Source organism: Cupriavidus sp. IK-TO18 (genome assembly GCF_015549295.1).
GTDB lineage: Bacteria > Pseudomonadota > Gammaproteobacteria > Burkholderiales > Burkholderiaceae > Cupriavidus > Cupriavidus oxalaticus_A.
This window is the reverse complement of the sequence record NZ_JADGMP010000059.1, coordinates 86,488-107,196: the sequence shown is the minus strand read 5'-3', so window position 1 is coordinate 107,196 and position 20,709 is coordinate 86,488. Positions and strand designations below refer to the sequence as shown.

General features: G+C 62.4%; 16 protein-coding genes and 2 pseudogenes. 5 read left to right on the top strand and 13 right to left on the bottom strand.

What is annotated here, in order from left to right:
* Nucleotides 1-23 precede the first annotated feature (23 nt).
* From IPF36_RS33800 to IPF36_RS33785, 5 genes and pseudogenes are all read right to left on the bottom strand, one after another.
* On the bottom strand, nucleotides 24-1,028 hold the full coding sequence (locus IPF36_RS33800) for a flippase-like domain-containing protein (protein WP_195432291.1): 1,005 nt from the start codon (nucleotides 1,026-1,028) through the stop codon (nucleotides 24-26).
* Entirely contained in the window at nucleotides 1,025-1,852 is an 828-nt protein-coding gene (locus tag IPF36_RS33795; RefSeq protein WP_195432289.1) for a 2OG-Fe(II) oxygenase, read from the bottom strand. The genes IPF36_RS33800 and IPF36_RS33795 overlap by 4 nt, the downstream gene beginning before the upstream one ends.
* 7 nt (nucleotides 1,853-1,859) lie before the next feature.
* Nucleotides 1,860-2,528 carry a CDP-alcohol phosphatidyltransferase family protein gene (locus IPF36_RS33790; RefSeq protein WP_133097304.1) on the bottom strand — a complete coding sequence of 223 codons (669 nt, stop codon included), beginning with the start codon at nucleotides 2,526-2,528 and terminating at the stop codon, nucleotides 1,860-1,862.
* A gap of 286 nt (nucleotides 2,529-2,814) precedes the next feature.
* Nucleotides 2,815-2,959, bottom strand: a pseudogene (locus tag IPF36_RS35005) (DNA-binding protein H-NS); the annotation flags it as partial.
* A complete protein-coding gene (locus IPF36_RS33785) occupies nucleotides 2,925-3,278 on the bottom strand; it encodes a hypothetical protein (protein ID WP_195432322.1) in 354 nt (117 codons plus the stop codon). The pseudogene IPF36_RS35005 and the gene IPF36_RS33785, both read right to left, overlap by 35 nt.
* Before the next feature lie 71 nt (nucleotides 3,279-3,349).
* Between IPF36_RS33785 and IPF36_RS33780 the strand changes: the two genes are divergently transcribed.
* Complete coding sequence (locus tag IPF36_RS33780; protein WP_195432287.1) at nucleotides 3,350-4,576, top strand: tyrosine-type recombinase/integrase; 1,227 nt, start codon at nucleotides 3,350-3,352, stop codon at nucleotides 4,574-4,576.
* A gap of 765 nt (nucleotides 4,577-5,341) precedes the next feature.
* Here the strand turns inward: IPF36_RS33780 and IPF36_RS33775 are convergent.
* Genes IPF36_RS33775 through IPF36_RS33765 form a run of 3 tightly spaced genes read right to left on the bottom strand, consistent with a single transcriptional unit; the run spans nucleotide 5,342 to nucleotide 10,356 of the window.
* Complete coding sequence (locus tag IPF36_RS33775; protein WP_133097306.1) at nucleotides 5,342-5,851, bottom strand: acetone carboxylase subunit gamma; 510 nt, start codon at nucleotides 5,849-5,851, stop codon at nucleotides 5,342-5,344.
* Nucleotides 5,852-5,875: 24 nt separating this feature from the next.
* Complete coding sequence (locus IPF36_RS33770; RefSeq protein ID WP_133097307.1) at nucleotides 5,876-8,200, bottom strand: hydantoinase B/oxoprolinase family protein; 2,325 nt, start codon at nucleotides 8,198-8,200, stop codon at nucleotides 5,876-5,878.
* A gap of 11 nt (nucleotides 8,201-8,211) precedes the next feature.
* Nucleotides 8,212-10,356 (bottom strand): hydantoinase/oxoprolinase family protein, encoded by a 2,145-nt coding sequence (locus IPF36_RS33765; RefSeq protein ID WP_135705215.1) that lies wholly within the window; start codon nucleotides 10,354-10,356, stop codon nucleotides 8,212-8,214.
* Nucleotides 10,357-10,807: 451 nt separating this feature from the next.
* Here IPF36_RS33765 and IPF36_RS33760 point away from each other — a divergent pair, with 451 nt between their 5' ends.
* Complete coding sequence (locus tag IPF36_RS33760; protein ID WP_255519998.1) at nucleotides 10,808-11,338, top strand: lecithin retinol acyltransferase family protein; 531 nt, start codon at nucleotides 10,808-10,810, stop codon at nucleotides 11,336-11,338.
* Between the two features lie 442 nt (nucleotides 11,339-11,780).
* Nucleotides 11,781-13,577, top strand: a complete 1,797-nt coding sequence (locus tag IPF36_RS33755; RefSeq protein WP_240745995.1) for a sigma-54-dependent Fis family transcriptional regulator — start codon at nucleotides 11,781-11,783, stop codon at nucleotides 13,575-13,577.
* Nucleotides 13,578-13,825: 248 nt separating this feature from the next.
* On the opposite strand, the gene IPF36_RS33750 is transcribed toward IPF36_RS33755, so the two are convergent.
* On the bottom strand, nucleotides 13,826-14,740 hold the full coding sequence (locus tag IPF36_RS33750; RefSeq protein WP_135705212.1) for a LysR family transcriptional regulator: 915 nt from the start codon (nucleotides 14,738-14,740) through the stop codon (nucleotides 13,826-13,828).
* Nucleotides 14,741-14,904: 164 nt separating this feature from the next.
* Between IPF36_RS33750 and IPF36_RS33745 the strand changes: the two genes are divergently transcribed.
* Both IPF36_RS33745 and IPF36_RS33740 read left to right on the top strand, forming a co-directional pair.
* Nucleotides 14,905-16,188, top strand: a complete 1,284-nt coding sequence (locus IPF36_RS33745) for an aspartate aminotransferase family protein (protein ID WP_135706270.1) — start codon at nucleotides 14,905-14,907, stop codon at nucleotides 16,186-16,188.
* A gap of 54 nt (nucleotides 16,189-16,242) precedes the next feature.
* On the top strand, nucleotides 16,243-17,739 hold the full coding sequence (locus IPF36_RS33740; RefSeq protein WP_195432283.1) for a CoA-acylating methylmalonate-semialdehyde dehydrogenase: 1,497 nt from the start codon (nucleotides 16,243-16,245) through the stop codon (nucleotides 17,737-17,739).
* Between the two features lie 69 nt (nucleotides 17,740-17,808).
* Here the strand turns inward: IPF36_RS33740 and IPF36_RS33735 are convergent, their stop codons facing one another.
* The 4 genes and pseudogenes from IPF36_RS33735 to IPF36_RS33725 all read right to left on the bottom strand — a co-directional run bounded on the left by IPF36_RS33735 (nucleotide 17,809) and on the right by IPF36_RS33725 (nucleotide 20,661).
* Nucleotides 17,809-18,924 carry an alkene reductase gene (locus IPF36_RS33735; protein ID WP_195432281.1) on the bottom strand — a complete coding sequence of 372 codons (1,116 nt, stop codon included), beginning with the start codon at nucleotides 18,922-18,924 and terminating at the stop codon, nucleotides 17,809-17,811.
* A 116-nt stretch (nucleotides 18,925-19,040) separates the two neighbouring features.
* On the bottom strand, nucleotides 19,041-19,847 hold the full coding sequence (dkgB, locus tag IPF36_RS33730) for a 2,5-didehydrogluconate reductase DkgB (protein WP_135705209.1): 807 nt from the start codon (nucleotides 19,845-19,847) through the stop codon (nucleotides 19,041-19,043).
* A 167-nt stretch (nucleotides 19,848-20,014) separates the two neighbouring features.
* Nucleotides 20,015-20,092, bottom strand: a pseudogene (locus IPF36_RS35215) (adenylate cyclase); the annotation flags it as partial.
* 86 nt (nucleotides 20,093-20,178) lie between these two features.
* Nucleotides 20,179-20,661, bottom strand: a complete 483-nt coding sequence (locus tag IPF36_RS33725; RefSeq protein WP_195432279.1) for a LysR substrate-binding domain-containing protein — start codon at nucleotides 20,659-20,661, stop codon at nucleotides 20,179-20,181.
* Nucleotides 20,662-20,709: the final 48 nt, after the last annotated feature.

Here is a 20,709-nt window from a genome sequence, read left to right as displayed (position 1 = left end):
TCTCCGCTCTCATGCAACCGCCATCAATCGGTAGCCGGCACACCCCCCATGCTTCGCCGCCGGTGTCTTCGTTCACTCCAGTACAAATACAGAAGGCCGGGCGCGCCAAGCACGATTTCCCGCGCGCGCTTGATCAGCGACAGCGCCAGCGCCGCGTCGGCAGGCAGTCCCACCAATGGCGCGAGCAGCAGGTAGCCAGCCTCCTGCACACCCAGCGAGCCGGGAATCGCAAACGCGGCGCCGCGGATCGCCTGCCCGGCGCTCTCCAGCAGCAAGGCGTCGAGCCAGCTGACGGGATGGCCGAGAAACCGCAGGGCCAGCCACACCTCCCCGGTGCCGACCAGCCAGCCCGCCAGGCTCAGCGCGAAGGTCGCGGCGACCTTGCCGGGCGCGCGATAGATCCGCCATACGGCTGCGTCCACCGCATCGGCACGCATCGTCAGCGCCGCCCAGTCGCGCTTTCCCCGCAATTTCGACAGCAAGCGCAGCACGCGCCCAAACAGGCCGCGCCGCTGCGCCACATAGAACCCGAACAGGCACAGCGCCAGCAGCGCGGTGACGGCAATGACCGGCAAGCGCACATCCTCGCCCGCCTCGCTCGCCGTTGACGCGCCGAACAGCACGAGTCCGAGCACCGCGAACACCAGCTGCGCGATCGCTTGCATCGTCGTGCTGACGGTGATCGCTGCGGCAGCGTCGCGCATGCGTGCACCGCGTTGCGCGAGATGGCGCACCATCAGCACCGGTCCACCCAGCTGTCCGGCGGGCAGCAGGCTGTTCACGGACTCGCCCACCCAGCGCGCAAACAGCGCGTCGCGCATGGCGCGATGGCTGGCGTGGCGATCGAACAGCACGAAAATGGCACCAGCATCCAGCGCCAGCGGCAGCAGGTGAAACATCACCACCAACAGGCTCAACCAGCCCGCCGACATCAGCGTCGACGCCACCGAGCCGAAGCCGGTAAAGGCAATCAGGGCGACAAAGAGCGCCGCACCGACCGACAGCGAAATCATCGCCGCACGCGTCATGCCCGGGGCTGCTGGCCCTTGGCCAGCCGTTTGAATACTTGCCGGAAGCCGAAATAAGCGAGGGCGTCCTTCATGTTGGAGACGAAACGCAGCCAGGGCCGCATGCCCGGGTCGGTGACGTATTCGAAAGTCAGCGACACCCGTATCTGGTTCGCCCCGAGTGGCGTGATGCGGTGGCGCAGCTTGTCGCCATCGAAGAAAACGAGGCCACCGGGGGGAATCTGTACCGAGCCCGCTTGCACAGGCACATCGGGCTCGCGCGTGTGCAATTCGTAGTCGAGACGGCACGACGATTCGTCGATCACGCCGAACAGCAAGGTATAGCGCCTGCCGTTGTAGTAAGAGGTATCGTAATGCCAGCCGATATGATCGCCCTCGCGCGTGTAGTAATAGAGCGCGTAGGCATGCGGATCCTGCTCGGGCGAAGGCAGCAGCTGCTCGCCGCAGATCTGTTCGAGCCAGCCGATCAGCGCCTTGGACCGATAGAGTTGCGCGATAAAAGGCGCGTGCTGGTCGATCGTATGGCGGCTGACGCTGCCGCCCTGCTTGTGGCCCGGGAGATAATTGCGATTGATTTGGTCTTGCAAGGCCAGGGCGCTGGCAACCAGGCCTTCCGTGACTTCATCCGGCAAAAACTCGCGCACTTGCAGGAACGCTCCCTGGCGCTCGAATTCCGCGCGCAGCGCGCTGTGCCCCAGGGCGCCAACACGTGCGGCCACACCTGCATCGGGATCGGCACGCGCGCCCGCGGGGTCGGCGAACGGCTGCTGCCGCTCGCCAGGCAGGGTGAGAAGATCCCGGTCCGCTTCGGCTGATTCGCTCATCGGCGCCTCATGGTCTGGTAGCCGCTGTAACGGGGCGAGCGCGCCGCACGGCGCGCCAGTAGTCGAAGACCACCCATGCCGCGAACAAGGGCGCGCCGATCGAGGCCGCCGTCAGGAACGGGCTGATGGCACTGCTCAGGGTCACAAGCGGCAGGAGGTAGAGCACATCCTCCGTCTCGAAGCCACCGACCGAGGCCTGTTTCGTGGCGGTCTTGCCAGCGAGCGCTTCGATGCGCATGCGCAAGAAGAAGATCAGCGCCACGGCCACGCCCGCCACGCTGCCGCGCACGACTGCCGGCACCGCGGCATCCTGAAACTGGCCCGAGACGCCGATCCCCATGCTGACGAAGAGCAGGATAGTGACCAGCGAGTCGCTGAAAAGATCGTAGAAATGGCCTAACTTGCTGGATTTCCCGCTGATCCTCGCCAGTTCTCCGTCAGTATGGTCAATAAAATTGGAAAACACGACCAGCAGCGCACCGCCATTCGCCCAGCCGAAGCCGCCCTGCGCGAGGCACGCCGCGCCGGCCAGGCCGGTCAAAAGCCGGAGCGTGGTCAGATGGTTGGGCGTAACCCGGGAATCCTTGAGCGGCTCGACAAGCCGCCGCGCCAGGCGTGCGTCCCATGTGCGCGGAGATGGCGGCGGCGCAGGCGGGTCCATTGGATTGCTGCTCATCTTGCAAATACCCCCGCGGCAGGAAATGCGACATGGCCAGGACTGCAGGGCAAGTTCGCGTGCTTTGCTTGGCAGTATTTCAATCTGAAGGACCAAGGCCGGCCGCGCGCCGGATTCCGCGCCGCAGTCGCGTCCAGGCACTGAGACCGCACGCCCGGGCAGCTACCGTCCCTTGCGTGCGCAAGACAACTGCACTCAGGCACTCAGGCCTTCATTGGCGTCAATAATAGACGTGATTCCGACGAGCTGTCGAGGCAGCAACCCCTGGGCGTTGCCGGTAGCAGGCCGGTAATGGCGGGCGCGGCGGATCGAAACACCGCGCCGCTTCCAGCTCTTTCCATCGTCAGCCCATAGTCGGCCATCCGGTCCAGAATCCGGCGGATCGCCTTCGCCCGCTCATTCTTGGCTGTCGTTACCGTCGTTGCCGTCATCCGGATTCAGGGTTGTAGTTGGCGCACCCTGCTTTTTGTCCTGCTGTCCGGTCTGTGCTTGTTTCTTGGCTGGCCCGGGCCGTTGGCCTTGCGCCGCCGCCCGCCGCCACCAGCTCGGCGCTGGCGAGCCGATCGGCGAGCGCGGCGGCCTGGGCTTCGAGCCGGGCCCGCGCTTCGCGCCTGCGCCACCATCGCGTGCCTCGTTGCGCGCCGCCACCAGTTCCCCGCGCAACGCTCCGGCCGTGCGCTCGTTCTGCTGGCGCGCGGTGCGCTCCTCGTCAAGTATTACTACGTAATACGTATCAAAACTTAATATCATCGAATTACTTTAGACATAACTGCGCTTATGTTTATAATATCAAAGTGAAGTGTGATTCTTTCGACTCGCGCATGGACCTACTGCCCCTCAAACCGCTTGGGAGTCTTACCGACTCACTTCCCACACCGCTGGAGCGGTTGAAACTGTCATCGCCGCTGTCCGGCGCCGCCGGTACTAATCGCGCGCCCGCCACCGGCGCTCGTATTGCCGCGGCCGATGACCTGGCCGCCGTGACCGCCTGGCTGGCCCGCTATGCCGACAGTGCGGCGACCATCGCCACCTACCGCCGCGAGGTGGAGAGGCTGATCCTGTGGGCCGTGCTCCAGTTGGGCAAACCTTTGTCCTCGCTGACGCACGAAGACCTGCTAGCCTATGAGCGCTTCCTCGCCGATCCGCAACCGGCCGCGCGCTGGGTGCTGGCCGGCAACAAGAAGCTCGCGCGCAGCCATCCGGACTGGCGCCCGTTTGCCGGGCCGCTGTCGCCCGGCAGCGTGCGCCAGGCCATGGTGATCCTGAACGCGCTGTTCGCCTGGCTGACCGAGGCCGGCTACCTGGCCGGCAATCCGCTCGCCCTCGCCCGCCGTCGGCGCGCTCCCAGCAAGGCGCGCATCACCCGTTATCTGAGCCACGACCTGTGGGCGATCGTCAAGGAGACGGTCGAAGCGATGCCGACCGAGACCGCGCGGGAACGGCTGCATGCGGCACGCTGCCGCTGGGTGCTGAGCGTGCTCTATCTGGGCGGCTTGCGGGCGTCGGAGCTGACAGCGACCACGATGGGCGCGTTCTTCTGTCGGCGCGATGCCCAGGGCACTGAGCGCTGGTGGCTGGAGGTGACCGGCAAAGGCAGCAAGACCCGGCTGGTGCCGGCGACCGACGAGCTGATTGCAGAACTGGCGCGCTACCGTCGCGCCCACGCACTGCCGCCGACTCCGCAGTTCGGTGAGACGCGTCCCCTGGTGCTGCCGGTGATCGGAAAAGCGGACAGCGAGAAACCGCTGTCACGCGGCGCGCTGCACCTGATCCTGAAAGAGGTGTTCGGCATGGCCGCGGCGCGCCTGCGGGCGCGCGGGCCAGAATGGGAAGCACAAGCCGCGGTGCTGGCCAGCGCCTCGGCGCACTGGCTGCGCCACACCGCCGGCTCGCACATGACCGACCGGCAGGTCGACCTGCGCTTTGTGCGCGACAACTTCGGGCACAGCTCGCTGTCGACGACGAGCGGCTATCTGCACAGTGAAGAGGATGCGCGCCATGAAGCCACGCAGGCGCGGCATCGGATCGGCTGGGACGCGGAGAAGTAGCGGGACGGCGATACTCCACTAGGCTAGCGGTTCAGCGGACGCATCAAGCCGCTATTCTGAGCGCTTACCTCATCGAGAAAATCGGCCGATTCGGGCCGACTCTGGCGATGCAGATCAGGATTTGGACGTGCGCTACCATGCGCCATCGCTCGCTGACCTTCGCCCTATGCTGCTGTGCGAGCGGAAGACCATCCGCGCGGATATCGGGATGGAGAGCGCTCGCGCGATTGGATAAGGATCAAGCGTCCCGGCGCCGTGCCGCCAGAAAGGTTTCGTCGCTGACACTTGGTTCTGTTTGGCACCCCATACGGTGTTTGCGACACATACCGTAAGCTGGATCAAGCGTGGTGGGCCTTTCCCCCCTTCCCCAGGGTCACTGCGCTTTGCCCCGCCGCGTTTCAGCGGCTCCGCGGCGGGGCCTTTCTAGAATGGCGCCAGACGAAGCTATCGCGAAACTTTGGCGTTCTGCCCGAGAGCCTTCGAAAGCGTTTCTCCTTGCGACACACCCGCCGCGTCGACAATCCCGCTATCGCCCCTGGCTTGCTCGGCTTCAGGGCTTACCGGACCTTGGTTGCCGGCGGGACGCCACTCCGAATCGCCTTGGGTGCAGCGCCTTTTCCTTTGGTTCTTTGACTGGTCCAGGGGCAGTCCAGCGTGAGCCCGTTCATTCTGTCGGCCTACTTAAGCCGGCTGTCAAAGCAACCGGCAGCGTCTCCGCAAGGCGGGGAGCAGGCCTGTGTCTGCCCCCAACCTTCGAGTTGCAATCTAGTCCGGAGCGCGCTCGGGGACCGGCATTTGCACCCATTCCTTATAGAATGCCTCGATGTCTGGCTCGAAGTCGTGGATCACTGGATACCATGGTGTTGGCGCCTCGACGTCGTGCATAGTGCCGCATGCCGGGCAGTAGTACTCTCGATACACCTGCCACTGGGTATCGGGGGCCATCAGCTTGGGATACACCTCGGCCATCGCTTCCTCTGTGTCGCGCACATAGATGGATGCATGCAGTTTCCAGTTCTCGCGGTAATCGCAGAACTCGTGGCCGCAATCGCACTTGACCACCCACTTCTTATTATTGGTCGATTGCACAATATGCATGTGCGGGCCGAGCGGAAGCACAATGCGGTCCGGGAAGCTGACCTTGGCCTGCAGAGCGGCCAAATACTGAGCAAAGCGGCTGTCATCTTTGGGCATCGACAGCATGCGGAAAGTTGTTTCCCAGTCCAGGGAACCCTCAACGAGGTGGGCAACCTGTTCATTCGTGTACTTGGACATGACTCAAACTCCTCGATTCTGTGATTACTCTTCGACCTGGACGACGGTGGTAACGTCGGGCAGCAGGGAAAGGTCCATGCGGTGCCTGGCGCCGTAGGACGGCACGCCCAGTTCATCCTCAAGCAGCTGCCACTCGGCGGGGAGGTTCCAGAATGCCTTGAACTCCCGCGTGAACTTCTCCGACAGGGCGAAGCTGGTAGCGAACATGTGTTGCACCTGGACGGACGCGTGCTTGTTGAGGATGCGATCGCGTTCTTCCTTCATCCATTCGCGGGTTGGCAGGGAACGTGCCAGGCGTTCCTTGCGGATCTCGGCACGGCGGGCCTGGGTTTTCTCTACATCCACCGTGAACACGCCCTTGGCGTCCTGGGTGAAGACGGCACCGTAGACTTTCTGCGCATATTCCGGCAGAAGGAATTTCTGGTTGAGGTCCGCCTCGACGGCCTTCGGATCGCGGTCGATCGGGTCGCCAAAGCCCGGCCCCCCGCGCAAGTAGTTGAGGTACAGGTCATGGTTGGCGTAGCAGTCCTCGGTAGTGATGCACTGCTTGTCACGCTTGACCACCGCAGTTGCATCGATGTGGCGCTCGTAGTCTGGCTTGCCGGGATCGATGTCGCCACCCAGAGGCAGGGAATCGCCAATGGCGATGCGCTTGTCCAGCCCGGTCTTGTGTGCCTCAAACCGGTATCCGGTCGCCGAGGGATAGCCACCCATCATGCCCCAGTCGCTGTTCATGAACCCATTGCCCATGAAGAACATGGTCCAATCCTGGGCGTTCCACACCATGCGCAGCGTCTCGAAGCCGCAACCGCCGCGGTACTTGCCATACCCGCCGGAGTTGGCCTTGACGTTTCTGCCAAGATAGAGCAACGGTTCGGCCATCTCCCAGATTTCGATGTCGCCCATGTCCCCTTCCGGGTTCCAGATGGCGGCTGCGTGGTTGAGGCCATCCTTGACGGCGCAGGCGCCCGTTCCGCAGGAACTGGCCTCGAAACTGTTAACCGCATGGATCTCGCCATCCTGATTGATGCCACCACCTTGCAGCCAGTTTGAAGTGTTGGCGTTACCGGCGTTCACCTCCTCCAGATACCCCCGGCTAAAATAGGACTGGGATAGGCCGCGCCACAGGGCCGCCCAGCCGGAGACCAGGAAGTGCCAGGCATAAGCGTGACCGGTGCGGCGGTCGTCGGGATTGCACCAAGTGCCCTTTGGCAGGCGGAACTCGGTGGCGAAGTAGGCGCCATCATTGATGCGCTGGGTTGGCACCAGGGTCTGGCACATCATCACCCAGATTCCTGAAGTAAATGCCACCTGATGGGCGTTGAAGGTGTGCCAGCCCCAGCGGCTCGCTCCTTCAAAGTCCAGGCGCCACTTTCCGTCCGGCTTGATGGTCATCTCCACCGGCGAATGCATGATGGAGTCGAGCTTGGCGAAGGCGTTGGATACCTGCACGTCGTCATGCTTGTAGGGCACATCGACAAAGGAGACTTTGCGATACTTGCCCGGCAGGGTCATGGCCCTGATACGGCTCTGCAGTCCGCGGCGGCCTTCTTCGATGACCTCGTAGGTAAATTTCTCATAGGCCTCGATGCCATCAGCCCGAATCACTTCCTCGACCAGGTCGCGAATCATGTGGCAGCCGGCGATGCGGGTCTTTTCGTCAAGGATCCAGTACTTGGGCGTGCGCACTGAACGCTGGGACTCGTGCAGCCAGTCGCGCAACGGCACGTCATTCACCCCCGTCTTGCGGCAGGTAATCATGTAGCCATCGCCGAAGCGCTGGGTCTGGCCGGTGGACATCGAACCCGGCGTCACTGAGCCGGTGTCGATGACGTGCGTGACGCCACCGACCCAACCGATAAGCCGGCCTTGCCAGAAGATCGGGACGATAGTCGCGATGTCACAGGGATGCACGTTGCCGATAGAGCAATCGTTGTTGGTAAACATGTCCCCCGGATTAATGCCGGGGTTGGCCTCCCAGTTATTCTCGATCATGTATTTGATTGCCGCCCCCATGGTCCCGACGTGGATGATGATCCCGGTCGAGGTCAGCACGCAGTCGCCCACAGCGTTGTAAAGCGTGAAGCAAAGCTCGCCTTCTTGCTCGACGATAGGGCTCGCAGCAATCTTCTTGGCCGTTTCACGAGCATGCACGAGGCCGCCACGCAGCTTGGAGAACAGCTTTTCGTAGCCAATCGGATCGCTGTCCCGGAATTCCAGCTTCCCGAGGCCGTTGTAATGGCCCGTAGCATTGGTGCGCTCAATGATGCCGTCACGGTGCTGCTTGAGCGTCTGGCCGTTTTGCAGCAGGTCGGCGAAGCCGACTTCTTTATTGCTCATCATGTTCATGGCATGTCTCCTTACTTCACTTCTTTGAGATGGAACAGGCGGTGCTTGTCAATCGTCGTTTCGAAGCCGTCGGGCACCACGAACGTGGTGGCATCGGATTCGATGATGGCGGGACCGACGATGTGATTGCCGGCCTTGAGGGATTCCATCTTCCAGAGCGCGGCATCGACCCACTTCTTGTGGCGATAGAAGGGTCGGGTACCGAGATAGGCCGACTTTGGCGGCGTGGGCCCGGCGTCCGGGTCCTCCGGCAGCACGGGTTTCTGGGTTACAACCATCCCGCGAAGAATGGCGCCAGTAATGGAAAAGCCCAGTTCCGGCGAGCGGGCAGAACTCGCGTAGACGCGTCCATAGGTATTTTCGAATGCGTCGACGATTTTGTCCCAATCGGCGGCAGTCGCGGCACGGGTCACCGGCGACACAATCTCGAGATCGTTCAGTTGGCCCATGTACTGCATCTTGTAGCCGGGAATCAGCATCACGTCTTCGGGCTTGTACCCGTTGAGGACGAACTCGTCGATGACCTTCACCGCCAGTTCCGACCAGGCTTCCTGCAAGATTCCGCATGCAACCGCCTTGGCATCGTCCGGCGCGAGCTGGGCAACACCAAGGTCCACTGACTTGTCGTAGCGGTACTCAAAGTCGGCGCAAGCGCAACCGAAGGCCGAGAATCCCGCCGCCCACGCAGGCACGACGACGTCCTTGAAGCCGACGCCGCCGGTGTAGCCGTAGGTGTGCACCGGGCCGGCGCCGCCGTAAGAAAAGCAGGTGAATTCCGCCGGGTTATAGCCTTTGGCACTGATGTTGGCGCGCAGGTACTCGGAAAGGGTAAGGTCAAGCAGCTCGATGACGCCTGCCGCGGCGTCTTCGACTGACAGGCCGAGCGGGTCGGCGATCTGCGCCTTGATGTGGTCGCGGGCGCGTTGCACGTCGAGCTTGATGGCACCGCCCAGGAAATTGTCCGGGTTCAGATAGCCCAGAACGACGTGGCAATCGGAAACGGACACCGTGTCGAGACCGCTTTCCGGCCAGCAGGTGCCCACGCGGTAGCCTGCGCTGTCGGGGCCGAGCTTGATCGACTTGCTGTAGGGGTCGAGGCGCACAAAGCTGCCGGCGCCGGCGCCAACCGAGTCCATTGCCACCAGGGGCAAGGAGAGGACCAGACGGGCCATGTCGGGGTCGGACTTGATGGCGAAATTGCCCTTGGTGATCAGGGCCACGTCGAAGCTGGTGCCGCCGATGTCGGAACAGGCGATGTTCTCGTCGCCCAGATACTCGCCCAGCAGCCTGGACCCAATGACGCCGCCGATCGGGCCAGAAACAATCGTGCGCGCGAGTTCCTTGGCCTTCCAGCTGATGGTGCCGCCGTGGGTGGCCATCACCCGCAGATCGAATTTGGCGCCGTGCTTCTTGAACCGGTCACTCACCTTCTTCAAGGTCTGGCGCGAAGGCTCTGCACCGTAAGCCTCCAGGATGGTGGTATTCATCCTGTGACTCTCCTTGCGCGACGGGTAGTAGTCCACCGAGGCGAACACCGGTATATCGGCCTTTAGTTTTTTGAGCTCCTCGCGCACGACGTCTCGGGCGCGCTGCTCGCTTGATTCGTTCTTGTGGGATTGCAGCAGGCAAATGACGATGGCTTGCGAGCCAGCCTCCACCAGTTCTCGGGTAGCCTGACGGACCTCATCTTCACGCAGTGGGATAACCAGCTTCCCCTGCACGTCGGTACGTTCGGTGACGCCGCGCGTGCGCGAGACGGGCACAAGAGGCTCGTCGTAGCGGTGGGTGTTCAGGTGGATGCGGTCCTCCAGTGCATAGCCCAGGTAGCTCTGCAGTGCTCGGCCCATCGAATGGATCTGCTCGAAACCGCGGTTGCAGATGAGACCAACGTCGAGGCCTTTGCGCATGAGGATGCGGTTGAGCATCGCCGTACCTGAGTAGACGCAAGTCACCAGTTCGGGGTAAACGTCATCCACTGTCCGGTCCCAGTGAGCAAGGGCGTCCTCGGAAGAGTTGTAGATGGCGAGCGATTCGTCGCCGGGATTGCTCTGCGCCTTGCCTACGACGAAGCGGCCATCGGAGCGCACAAAGAATGTGTCGGTCATCGTGCCGCCAGCATCGATGCCCATCACCTGTACGGTGGACTGCGATTGCATACTGCCTCCTGTCATTGATGTAGTCATGGTGGGATCCCCCCACGACCCATCTATGGCAAAGCTTGTGCCAGAGCCGGCTGGCATCGGAAACAGCCCCTGCAGGCTATTGAATTCAATGGGTTGGCACTGTTGTTCGGCTATTTCGTTGATGGCGGCATGCCTTTGGTCAGTGTCCGGATTCTCGACGTCCTGTGCAGCGGTGTCCGGGAATCGGACGCTTTCTGACCAGGAAGGATGGGATTGGCCCGTGCGAGTCCGGGCGGCATGTAGCAGTTGGAGGGCCGCCCAACAATTGCCGCAGGCGTGGCGGCATCGAAGTCTGGCGGTCGATGCCGAGAGGGACGCCAGCTACCTTGAAACTCCAAGGCGGCGTCCATGCGAAGCGCTTGTGGCGCTGGCACGCGCTATGCACTGAATTCAAGCGAAATGACAGCGACGTATGGTGAAGTCCATGAAGTACTCAACGTCAAGCCACCCGGTTTTTGAATCAGTTGCCGATATGGACCTGGCGATCGGAACCCATCTCGTCACCGACCGGCTTTGGTATACGCATCATGGCCTCTACGCGGGGGCCGGCAAGGTCGTGCACTACTCGGGTCTGTCACGATCACTGCGTCGCGGCCCGGTGCACGAGGTCACGCTCGCGGAATTCGCGCATGGGCATCCGATCAGAGTTCGCCAAAGTCCTGGCGCCAGGTTTGATGGTGTGGAGGCCGTCCAGCGCGCCTACTCACGCATCGGTGAGGATCGATATCGCCTGATTTCCAACAACTGCGAGCACTTCTGCATGTGGTGCCTGTATGGCGAGAGCCGCAGCGAGCAGATCGATGTCTGGAGGTTCTGGGCTGGGTCCGCTGCCTGGTTTAAACGTGCGACGTTGCCCACAGTCGCAACCTTGCTGGGCGGGTCGGTATTGCGAGCAATTTCCCGGTTCGGACCTGAGGACAGGACATTCGCAAGCACAACGCAATCGGCTTCCTGAACCTGCGTAGGGTGCATTGATAGAAAACTAGATACTTGGCGCAGGCCCTCGTGTACGCCGTTGCCGCCTTGTCGCTGCCGACGCTGTCCGGTTTCCGGACACTAATTGCTGCGATGGCCGGAAATCGGACACCTTGCGATTTTCATGCTGCAAAGCACAAATATTTGATTTGAAAAGAGATTATTGACTTGGCGGTGTCTCGCGGATACGGTTATCCCAGTCAATTGAGAGCGACCGTCCTATGCCGTTTTCTCGTTGCGGCACCCTGATCCCACGTATCGGCGACGAGCCCGTCGTGGCTTCCGCCTGGGAGCGTTTTGTGCAGGATCAGTCCCTGGAAGGGGCGGGTGTGCGCAGCGTCGTCCTCGCCTCATGGCAGCGGTGTCGTTCGGAGGCCGTCGACCCTGCTCGGCACTCCGCACCGGGGGCAGCGGCCGAACGAGTGCGCCAGTTGCAGCGACAGAACCGGGAGCTCTGTGACGCTGCGCTTCCGGCGCTTGAGAGCCTGCGGGATATCCTACGGGAATGCGGCACGCTCATCATGCTTTGCGACCCGAGCGGAACGGTTCTCCATCTCAAGGGCGAAACCAGGGCTCGCAGCGTTGGCGAGGGAATCAACCTGGCCACCGGTGGCTGCTGGAATGAGGAAGTCATTGGCACCAATGCCATCGGAACCGCGATCGCCACGGCGGCTCCTGTCCAGATCCATGCCGACGAGCATTTTTGTCTGGACGTCAAGCGTTGGACCTGCGCTGCGGCTCCCATTCTTGACCCCTTCAGTCGCACCCTGTTAGGGGTCGTGGATGTTTCCGGCGTCAAGGAAACCTTCCATGGCCACACCTTGGGCCTGGTGATGACTGCTGCCAGCCAGATCGTCAGCGAACTAGCCCGCCGAGACGTTGCTCTTCACGAGCGGCTGCTGACTCGAGCCATTGATTATTTCATCCGTTACGCCAGCGACTACGTTGTGCTTGTCGACAGCCGTGGGCGCATTGTTCGTACGAATGGAAATGCGCAGGTGGCGCGCGAGAGCTATGACGTGCGGCTGCCCTCTGAAGTTGGCAGCCAGGTGCCAGGACTGAACCTCGCACTGTCGGATGTCGACCGGTACTGCCAACGTCCGGAATGGCTGCGTCCTGAATGGCTGCACCCTGTGAAGGATCATGCCGGCATGCTCGGTACGGTGCTGGTGCTTCCCCTCGTGACTCGCCAGAATCGAGCCGCTATATTGCCCGGGGCCCCAGTCGGGACAACGACAGCAGGAAACGATGTGTTTGGCGACATCGTAGGCGAAAGCGAGGTGCTGAAGGCGACCAAGGCGCGCGCGCGCCGGATCGCGCCGCTCGATCTGCCGGTACTGCTTCTTGGCGAAACTGGCGCGGGGAAAGAACTCTTTGCCCGAGCACTGCATCGGGCTGGCAACCATCCCGACGGCCCTTTCATTGCTGTCAATTGCGGCGCATTTACGCGTGAGCTCTTGGCCAGCGAACTTTTTGGCTATTCCGATGGCGCTTTCACAGGTGCCCGTCGAGGTGGCCTTCCCGGGAAGTTTGAGCAAGCTGACGGGGGCACCCTCTTCCTGGACGAGGTCGGCGAGTTGCCACTTGATATGCAGCCTCACCTGTTGCGCGTGCTGCAGGATGGCGTTGTGGTTCGCTTGGGTGACACCCGCGAGCGGCGCGTTTCGGTCCGCATAGTTGCCGCTACGAACCGTGATCTGCAAAAGGAGATTACCGCCGGCCGCTTCCGCGAAGACTTGTTCCACCGTCTCTGCGTAGTGAGCCTGGCTCTCCCCCCGCTGCGCGATAGGCCCGGGGATATCGATGCAATCATCAAGCATCTCAACGTCAAACTCGCGCACAAGTATGGCTGTGCGCCCAAGCAGCTTGAACCGGCCGTGCGCCAGGCGCTACTTGGTCATCGCTGGCCGGGTAACATACGCGAATTGCAGAACGTCTTCGAGATGATGTTCGCGCTCAGCGACGACGACGTCATCGATGCCTCTCTGCTTCCCCCGAACATCCAGCAAACGACAAACGCCTCCCTTTCCGTACCTGCCCCGTCGTCAAAGCCGGTTTCATTCCGCCGACTTGAGGAAGTCGAAAGACAAGCGATACTCGACGCGCTCGCGAACGCCCACGGAAACATCTCTATGGCAGCGCGGACACTGGGCATTTCCCGAAGTACTTTGTATGTCAAGCTAGCCGAGATTCGGGCTCAGTCCGGCAGTTCAGGTTGATCTTGGAGCTTAGCTCAAGCTCTCTGACGGGGAACCGGGTCTTCGCTACAGGCCGGTCGGCTCGATGAACCAGCCCTTCTCCATCCCCGGGCCCTGTGCCACACGCCCCCCAACGGCCGGAACGAGCCCGAGGCGGCGCGCCGCGTCGAAGCTTTCCTGGGCCTTCTCAAACTGGGCCCTGGTCGTCATCGGGATCACGCTTACACGCTCGGCGACCTCGGACTACTGCAGCCTGCAAGGTTTCTCGATCAGCGGGCGCTATCCTGAATCAGGATGTCCAGAAATCGGTCCATAATCAGATTTTTTCTTCGGCCCTTCCGCGTCGCGACGCCAAGCGTCACTTCAAAGTGCATCTCTTTGGTCACCAGAGGTATGAGCATGCCCTTTTCCACCCAAGTCGCCGCGAAATGGTCTGGCAGAAAGCCAATGTACTCGCCGGTGAGAATCAGGAAAGCTATACCTTCGCGGTCCGTCGCCGTCGCCGCGCAACTCAACTTCTGGTGCAATTGCATGGCCTCAGCACTGATACGGTAGCTCGGCGCCACGGCAGCTACCTCTCGCAGGTCAGCCACCGACAACTTCTTCCCAGACGGAAACAATCGATGATTTCGGCTGCAATAGAGCTGTGAGCGTTCTTCGTACAGCGGAATGTAGTCCAGTGTCGAGAGCGTAGTGAGCATCGGCAACGCGCCGATGTGGAGACGGCCATCCAGCAAGCCCCGCTCGATCTCGCCAGGCGTACTCATGCTGATGTTGATGCGCACGCCCTCGCTCTGGCGCCGAATTCCTTTCAAGGCGTCGGTGATCCGCATCTTCGGCTGCGTCACCAGGTTGTTCATCAGCCCGATATTGAGTTCACCCCTGAGGCTTTGGTGGAGCTGATTCACCTCTGTACGGAAGCCTTCGATGGCAGAAAGCACCGCCTCCCCCGCCCGAAGTACTTCGCGTCCTTCGTCCGTTAGCGCGAATCCCGCTCGCCCCCGCTGGCACAACCTGACACCCAGCCGCTTCTCCAGGTCACTCATGTGAAGGCTAATCGCGGATCTCGTGATTCCGAGAGCACTTTCAGCCGCAGTAAAGCTTCCTACTTCTGCAACGGTGCGGAAGACCCGAAGCAGGCGCAGGTCGAAGTCCGTGACCTGTGAGAGCGGCAGCCTTTTCATAGGTGAGTAATTCAATATGTAATCGTGAGAATAATTGTATTTTACTCACCCAAATAACGTACCACACTCGAGGCCGTAGACCCTCTCCAAAGGAAGCCGCCTTGAACCCCTCCGCCGCCTACGCCCTCAGGAACAAGAACGAGCTCAATCTCAGCGCTCACTGGATGCCGTTCAGCGCGAACCGCAATTTCCGTCAGGACCCGCGTCTGATTGTCGCGGCTGAGGGGCGCTATCTGATTGACGCCGATGGGCGCAAGGTCTTCGACGGATTGTCGGGTCTATGGACATGTGGTGCCGGCCATAGCCGGAAGGAGATCCAGGAAGCGGTGGCAAGCCAGTTGGGAACTCTGGACTACGCGCCTGCGTTCCAGTTTGGCCACCCGCTGTCGTTCACGCTGGCCGAGCGCATCGTTGACATGATGCCTGGCAACCTGAAGCACGTCTTCTACACCAACTCCGGCTCGGAATGTGCGGATACGGCTGTAAAAATGGCCCGCGCATACTGGAGGCTCAAAGGCCAACCGGCAAAGACCAAGCTCATTGGTCGTGCCCGCGGCTATCACGGTGTGAACGTCGCCGGCACGAGCCTGGGCGGCATCGGTGGAAACCGCAAGACGTTTGGCCAGCTGATGGACGTTGACCACCTCCCGCACACGCTGCAGCCCGATTGCACGTTCACCAAAGGCCAGGCCGAGACCGGCGGCGTGGCGCTCGCCAATGAACTGCTGAAACTCATCGAACTGCACGACGCGTCGAACATCGCAGCGGTTATTGTCGAGCCGATGTCGGGTTCGGCCGGCGTCATTGTTCCGCCCCTGGGATACCTCCAGCGCCTGCGCGAAATCTGCGACCAGCACGGCATCCTGTTGATCTTCGATGAAGTGATCACGGGCTTCGGCCGCATGGGTGAACCGACTGGCGCCGAATTCTTCGGCGTCACCCCCGACCTGATGAATGTCGCAAAGCAGCTGACCAATGGAGCAATTCCCATGGGCGCGGTCATCGCGTCGAGCGAAATCTACGAGACGTTCATGAACCAGGCGGCGCCGCAACATGCCGTCGAGTTCGCGCACGGCTACACGTACTCAGCCCACCCAGTAGCATGCGCCGCCGGCCTGGCGACGCTGGACGTGCTGAAACGTGAAAACCTGATTCAGCAAGCCGCCGAGCTGGCTCCCCATTTCGAGCAGGCCATCCACGGCATACGGGGCACAAAGCATGTCGTGGACATCCGCAACTGTGGCCTGGCCGGAGCCATCCAACTGGCCCCGCGCGACGGTGACGCAACCATACGCCCGTTCGAGGCTGGTCTCGCGCTGTGGAAGAAGGGATTCTACGTACGCTTCGGCGGCGACACGCTCCAGTTCGGACCGGCTTTCAACACCACCACCAGCGAGCTTGACACCATGTTCGACGCCGTTGGCGTTGTCATCGGGACGCTCGCTTAAGGCCGTTCGGCCACCTGCCCTTCCAGCAACTACCCTTGTTTTCCTGGATTCAGTATGAACACCATCCCGCATTTCATTAATGGCGAGCGTGTCGTAGGCGAAGGCCGCCCCTCGCCGGTCTACAACCCCTCCACCGGCGAAGTCACCGGCCAGCTTGTCCTGGCGGATTCCGCTACCGTGAGACACGCCATCCTGACTGCCAAGGCTGCATTCCCGGCATGGCGCAATACGCCCCCGGCCAAGCGGGCGCAGGTGCTGTTCCGCTTCAAACAGTTGCTGGAGGAACATGAAAGGGCCATCGTCGAACTCATCAGCAAGGAACACGGCAAGACCATCGAAGATGCCGCCGGCGAACTGAAGCGCGGCATCGAGAACGTGGAATACGCGTGCGCCGCTCCCGAACTACTGAAGGGCGAGTACACCCGCAACGTAGGTCCGAACATCGACGCCTGGAGCGAATTCCAGCCGCTGGGCGTAGTCGCCGGCGTCACGCCGTTCAACTTCCCGGCGATGGTGCCGCTGTGGATGTACCCGCTCGCCATCGCCTGCGGTAACACCTTTGTCCTGAAGCCGTCGGAGCGTGACCCCAGCTCGACGCTCATGATTGCCGAACTGTTCTATCAAGCCGGCTTGCCCAAAGGTGTCCTTAATGTGGTTAACGGAGACAAGGAAGCTGTCGATGCGTTGATCGAACATCCCGACGTGAAAGCGCTGAGCTTTGTCGGGTCCACGCCAATTGCGGAGTACATCTATGCGGAAGGCACGAAGCGCGGCAAGCGTGTACAGGCCCTGGGCGGCGCAAAGAACCATGCGGTCTTTATGCCAGACGCTGACCTGGACAGCGCCGTCAACGCCTTGATGGGCGCTGCATACGGCTCTTGCGGCGAACGCTGCATGGCCATTTCGGTTGCCGTATGTGTTGGCGACAAGATTGCCGACGCTCTCATCGAGAAGGTTGTTCCCGCAATCCAGGCCTTGAAAATTGGCCCGGGTACCTCGTGTGGACTGGATATGGGGCCGCTAGTCACGTCCGCAGCGCTCGAGCGCGTGACCGGATACATTGCGGCGGGTGAAGCCGCCGGCGCCAAGCTGCTGGTCGATGGTCGCGGCTTCACGGTAGCTGGCCACGAGGACGGCTACTTCGTGGGCGGCACGCTGTTCGACAACGTCAGCACAGACATGACCATCTACAAGGATGAAATCTTTGGGCCGGTACTGTGCATCGTGCGTGTCAAAAGCCTGAAGGATGCGATGCAGCTCATCAACGCTCACGAATATGGCAATGGCACGTGCATCTTTACGCGCGATGGCGAATCGGCTCGCACCTTCTGCGACGAAATCGAAGTTGGCATGGTTGGTGTCAATGTACCGCTGCCGGTGCCCGTGGCCTACCACAGCTTCGGTGGCTGGAAGCGTTCACTGTTTGGCGACCTGCATGCCTACGGTCCGGATGGTGTGCGCTTCTACACCCGTCGCAAGGCAATCACCCAGCGCTGGCCAAAGCGCGAGGTCACCGAGAAGGCGCAGTTCGCTTTTCCGAGCAACGGCTAGGCTCGGAGGAGGCGGAGCCGGGGCCGGAAAGCCAAGGTTTCGCCTTCACCATCGAACTCCGGGTCTCGTTCAGGCTGCGTTTTCGGCCAGCGTGGGGTAGTCGGTCAGCCCTTGCGCACCGCCACCGAAGAGCGTGCCGCGGTCATGCTGCGCGAGCGGCGCGCCAACGCGCAGGCGCTCGGGCAGGTCCGGGTTCGCGACGAACGGACGGCCGAAGGCGACCAGGTCGGCCCAGCCCGCCGCGATCGCTTCGCGCGCGCGTTCCGCGGTGTACTTGCCGGCATAGATCAGCACGCCGGGGAACGCTTCACGCAGCTTGCGCTTGAATGCCGCCGGCATCAGCGGCGCATCGTCCCAGTCCGCTTCCGCAATGTGGAGGTAGCCGACACCGAGATCACCAAGCAGCCTGGCCGCGGCAAGGTATGTCGTTTCCGGATCGTCGTCGACGCAGCCGTTCAGCGTGGTCAGCGGCGCGAGGCGGATACCGACGCGCGACGCGTCGCCCGTGCCTTCGACCAGCGCCTGCGCGACTTCGCCAAGGAAACGCAAGCGGTTCTCCAGCGACCCGCCGTAGGCGTCGGTGCGCGTGTTGGCATTCGAGTCGATGAACTGGTTCACCAGGTAACCGTTCGCGCCATGCAGCTCGACGCCGTCAAAACCCGCCTCGATGGCGTTGCGCGCGGCGGCGCGGTACTGGTCCACGACTTCGCGGATCTCGTCGACGGTCAGCGCGCGCGGCGCGGAGGCCTGGACGAAGCCGGGCGTGCTGCCGTCCTCGCCGGCGATGAACACGTTTACGCCCTGCGCCTGGATCGGCGACGACGACACGGGCTGTTGCCCGCCAAGCAGGCTCGCGTGGCTCAGCCGGCCCACATGCCAGAGCTGCGCGAAGATGTGGCCGCCGGCGGCGTGCACGGCATCGGTCACCTTGCGCCATCCGGCCACCTGCGCGGGCGTGTGGATGCCGGGCGTCCATGCATAGCCCTTGCCGAGCGGCGCGATGTAGGTGCCTTCGCTGACGATCAGGCCGGCGCCCGCGCGCTGCGCGTAGTACGCGGCCATCAGCGCATTGGCCTCGTCGCCGGGCTGGCTGGCGCGCGAGCGCGTCATCGGCGGCATCACGATGCGGTTCGGCAGCGTCAGCCCGCCGAGTTGAAGCGATTGAAACAGCGGATCCTGGGTCATGGTGCGTGTGCTATCGGATCCGCGGCCTGCGGGCCGCGGAGGGATCGAGGAAAGACGGGACGAAGATAGACGAAGAGAGACGAGGAGAGACGGAACGAAAAACGGTCGCTGCGCGTTCAGTCCCATTGCGGCGCGAGGCCGTCGGGACTGACTTCGCGGCCGTTGCGCTCGAGCGCGGCGATCTGCGCCATGTCGTCGTCGCTCAGGTGCAGCGTCTGCGCGAGCAGGTTGCTGGCGAGGTTCTCGCGCCTGGTGGACGACGGGATCACCGAGTAGCCGAGCTGCAGCGCCCAGGCCAGCACGACCTGGGCCGGCGTCGCCTGGTGCCGCTGCGCGATCGCGCCGATCACCGGGTCGCCAAGCACCTTGCCGTACGCCAGCGTCATGTAAGACGTGACGTGGATACCCTCTTGCTGCAGGAAGTCCACCAGCTTGCGGCCCTGCAGATAGGGGCTCAGCTCGATCTGGTTGGTCGCGATCGCGTCCTTGCCGACCGCGGCGATCGCCTGCTTTGTCAGTTCGATGTTGAAGTTCGAGATGCCGATCTGCCGCGTCAGGCCTTTTTCCTTCGCCTCGGCGAGCGCGGTCATGTAGGCCTCGAGCGGCACGCCGTTGCCGGGCGCCGGCCAGTGGATCAGGGTCAGGTCGACGTAGTCCGTGCGCAGCTTCGCCAGGCTTTCCTCGAGGCTGGGCACGAGCTTGTCCTGTGCGTAGTTGTCGACCCAGATCTTCGTCGTCAGGAACAGGTCGTCGCGGCGCACGCCGGAGGCGGCGATCGCCTCGCCCACGTCCGCTTCGTTGCCATAGATCTGGGCGGTGTCGATTGCGCGGTAGCCGAGTTCGAGGCCGTTGCGGACCGAGTCGATGACAACCTGGCCTTGCAGGCGGAACGTGCCGAGGCCGAAAGCGGGAATATTGCGCATGGTGTGCTCCTTGGAAGGGACCGGTTTGATCTGGAGGAGATTCTGCCGGTGGAAACTGATGAAATAAACGCCGTTACTGGACAAAAATATTTGATTTCAAATCAAGTATTGATGCCGCCCGTATTGATGCCGCCCGGAACGGATTCGAATCCGGTCAAGGGCGCCGTTCAGAGGGCGCGCAGGCTGCCTTCGAGCCGGTAGAAGTCCAGCGACGGCGCGGTAAAGAACGAACGCGAAGTACTGCTCGGCAGCGGGAGCCCCGCGCGAGGGACGCCGAACTGGACGGAGCAATGACCTTGCCGAATTTCAGGATTGCCGCGCGGCCCACGGCCTAAGCCACCACAAAGCGCGGATCCAGCCGGGCCAGCGCGAAGGCGCGCGTGTGGGTGACGAACGCCTTGAGCAATATCGACGGCGACCGCTGCGCCGAAAACAGCACGGAAAAGTCCGTCGTCAGCAACGGTTCGAACATCCGGAAGCAGACGCCGGCGCCCTTGTACTCGTGCGCGGTGATCGGATCGATCAGCGCCACGCCCAGCCCCTCCTCCACGAATGCGCAGATGCTCCAGGACACCTGCGTTTCCACCTGCACCTTGCACTCGATGCCGTAGGAAGCGAACAGCGCATCGATCTGTAGCCGGGAATCCAGCACGCGCGGATGGGAGACAAAGCTCTCCCCCGCCAGGTCCTGGGGCCGGATCACTTCCTTGCCGGCCAGCGGGTGCCCGGCCGGGATGGCGCTGTTCGACGAGGTGCAGCGCTCGCTGGTGGGGATCGACCGGATTGCGCAGACGGCACTGGAGATCCGCGACATGCAGCGCGGCTCGCTGCAGATCGCCACCGCGCCGGCGCTGGCGTTGTC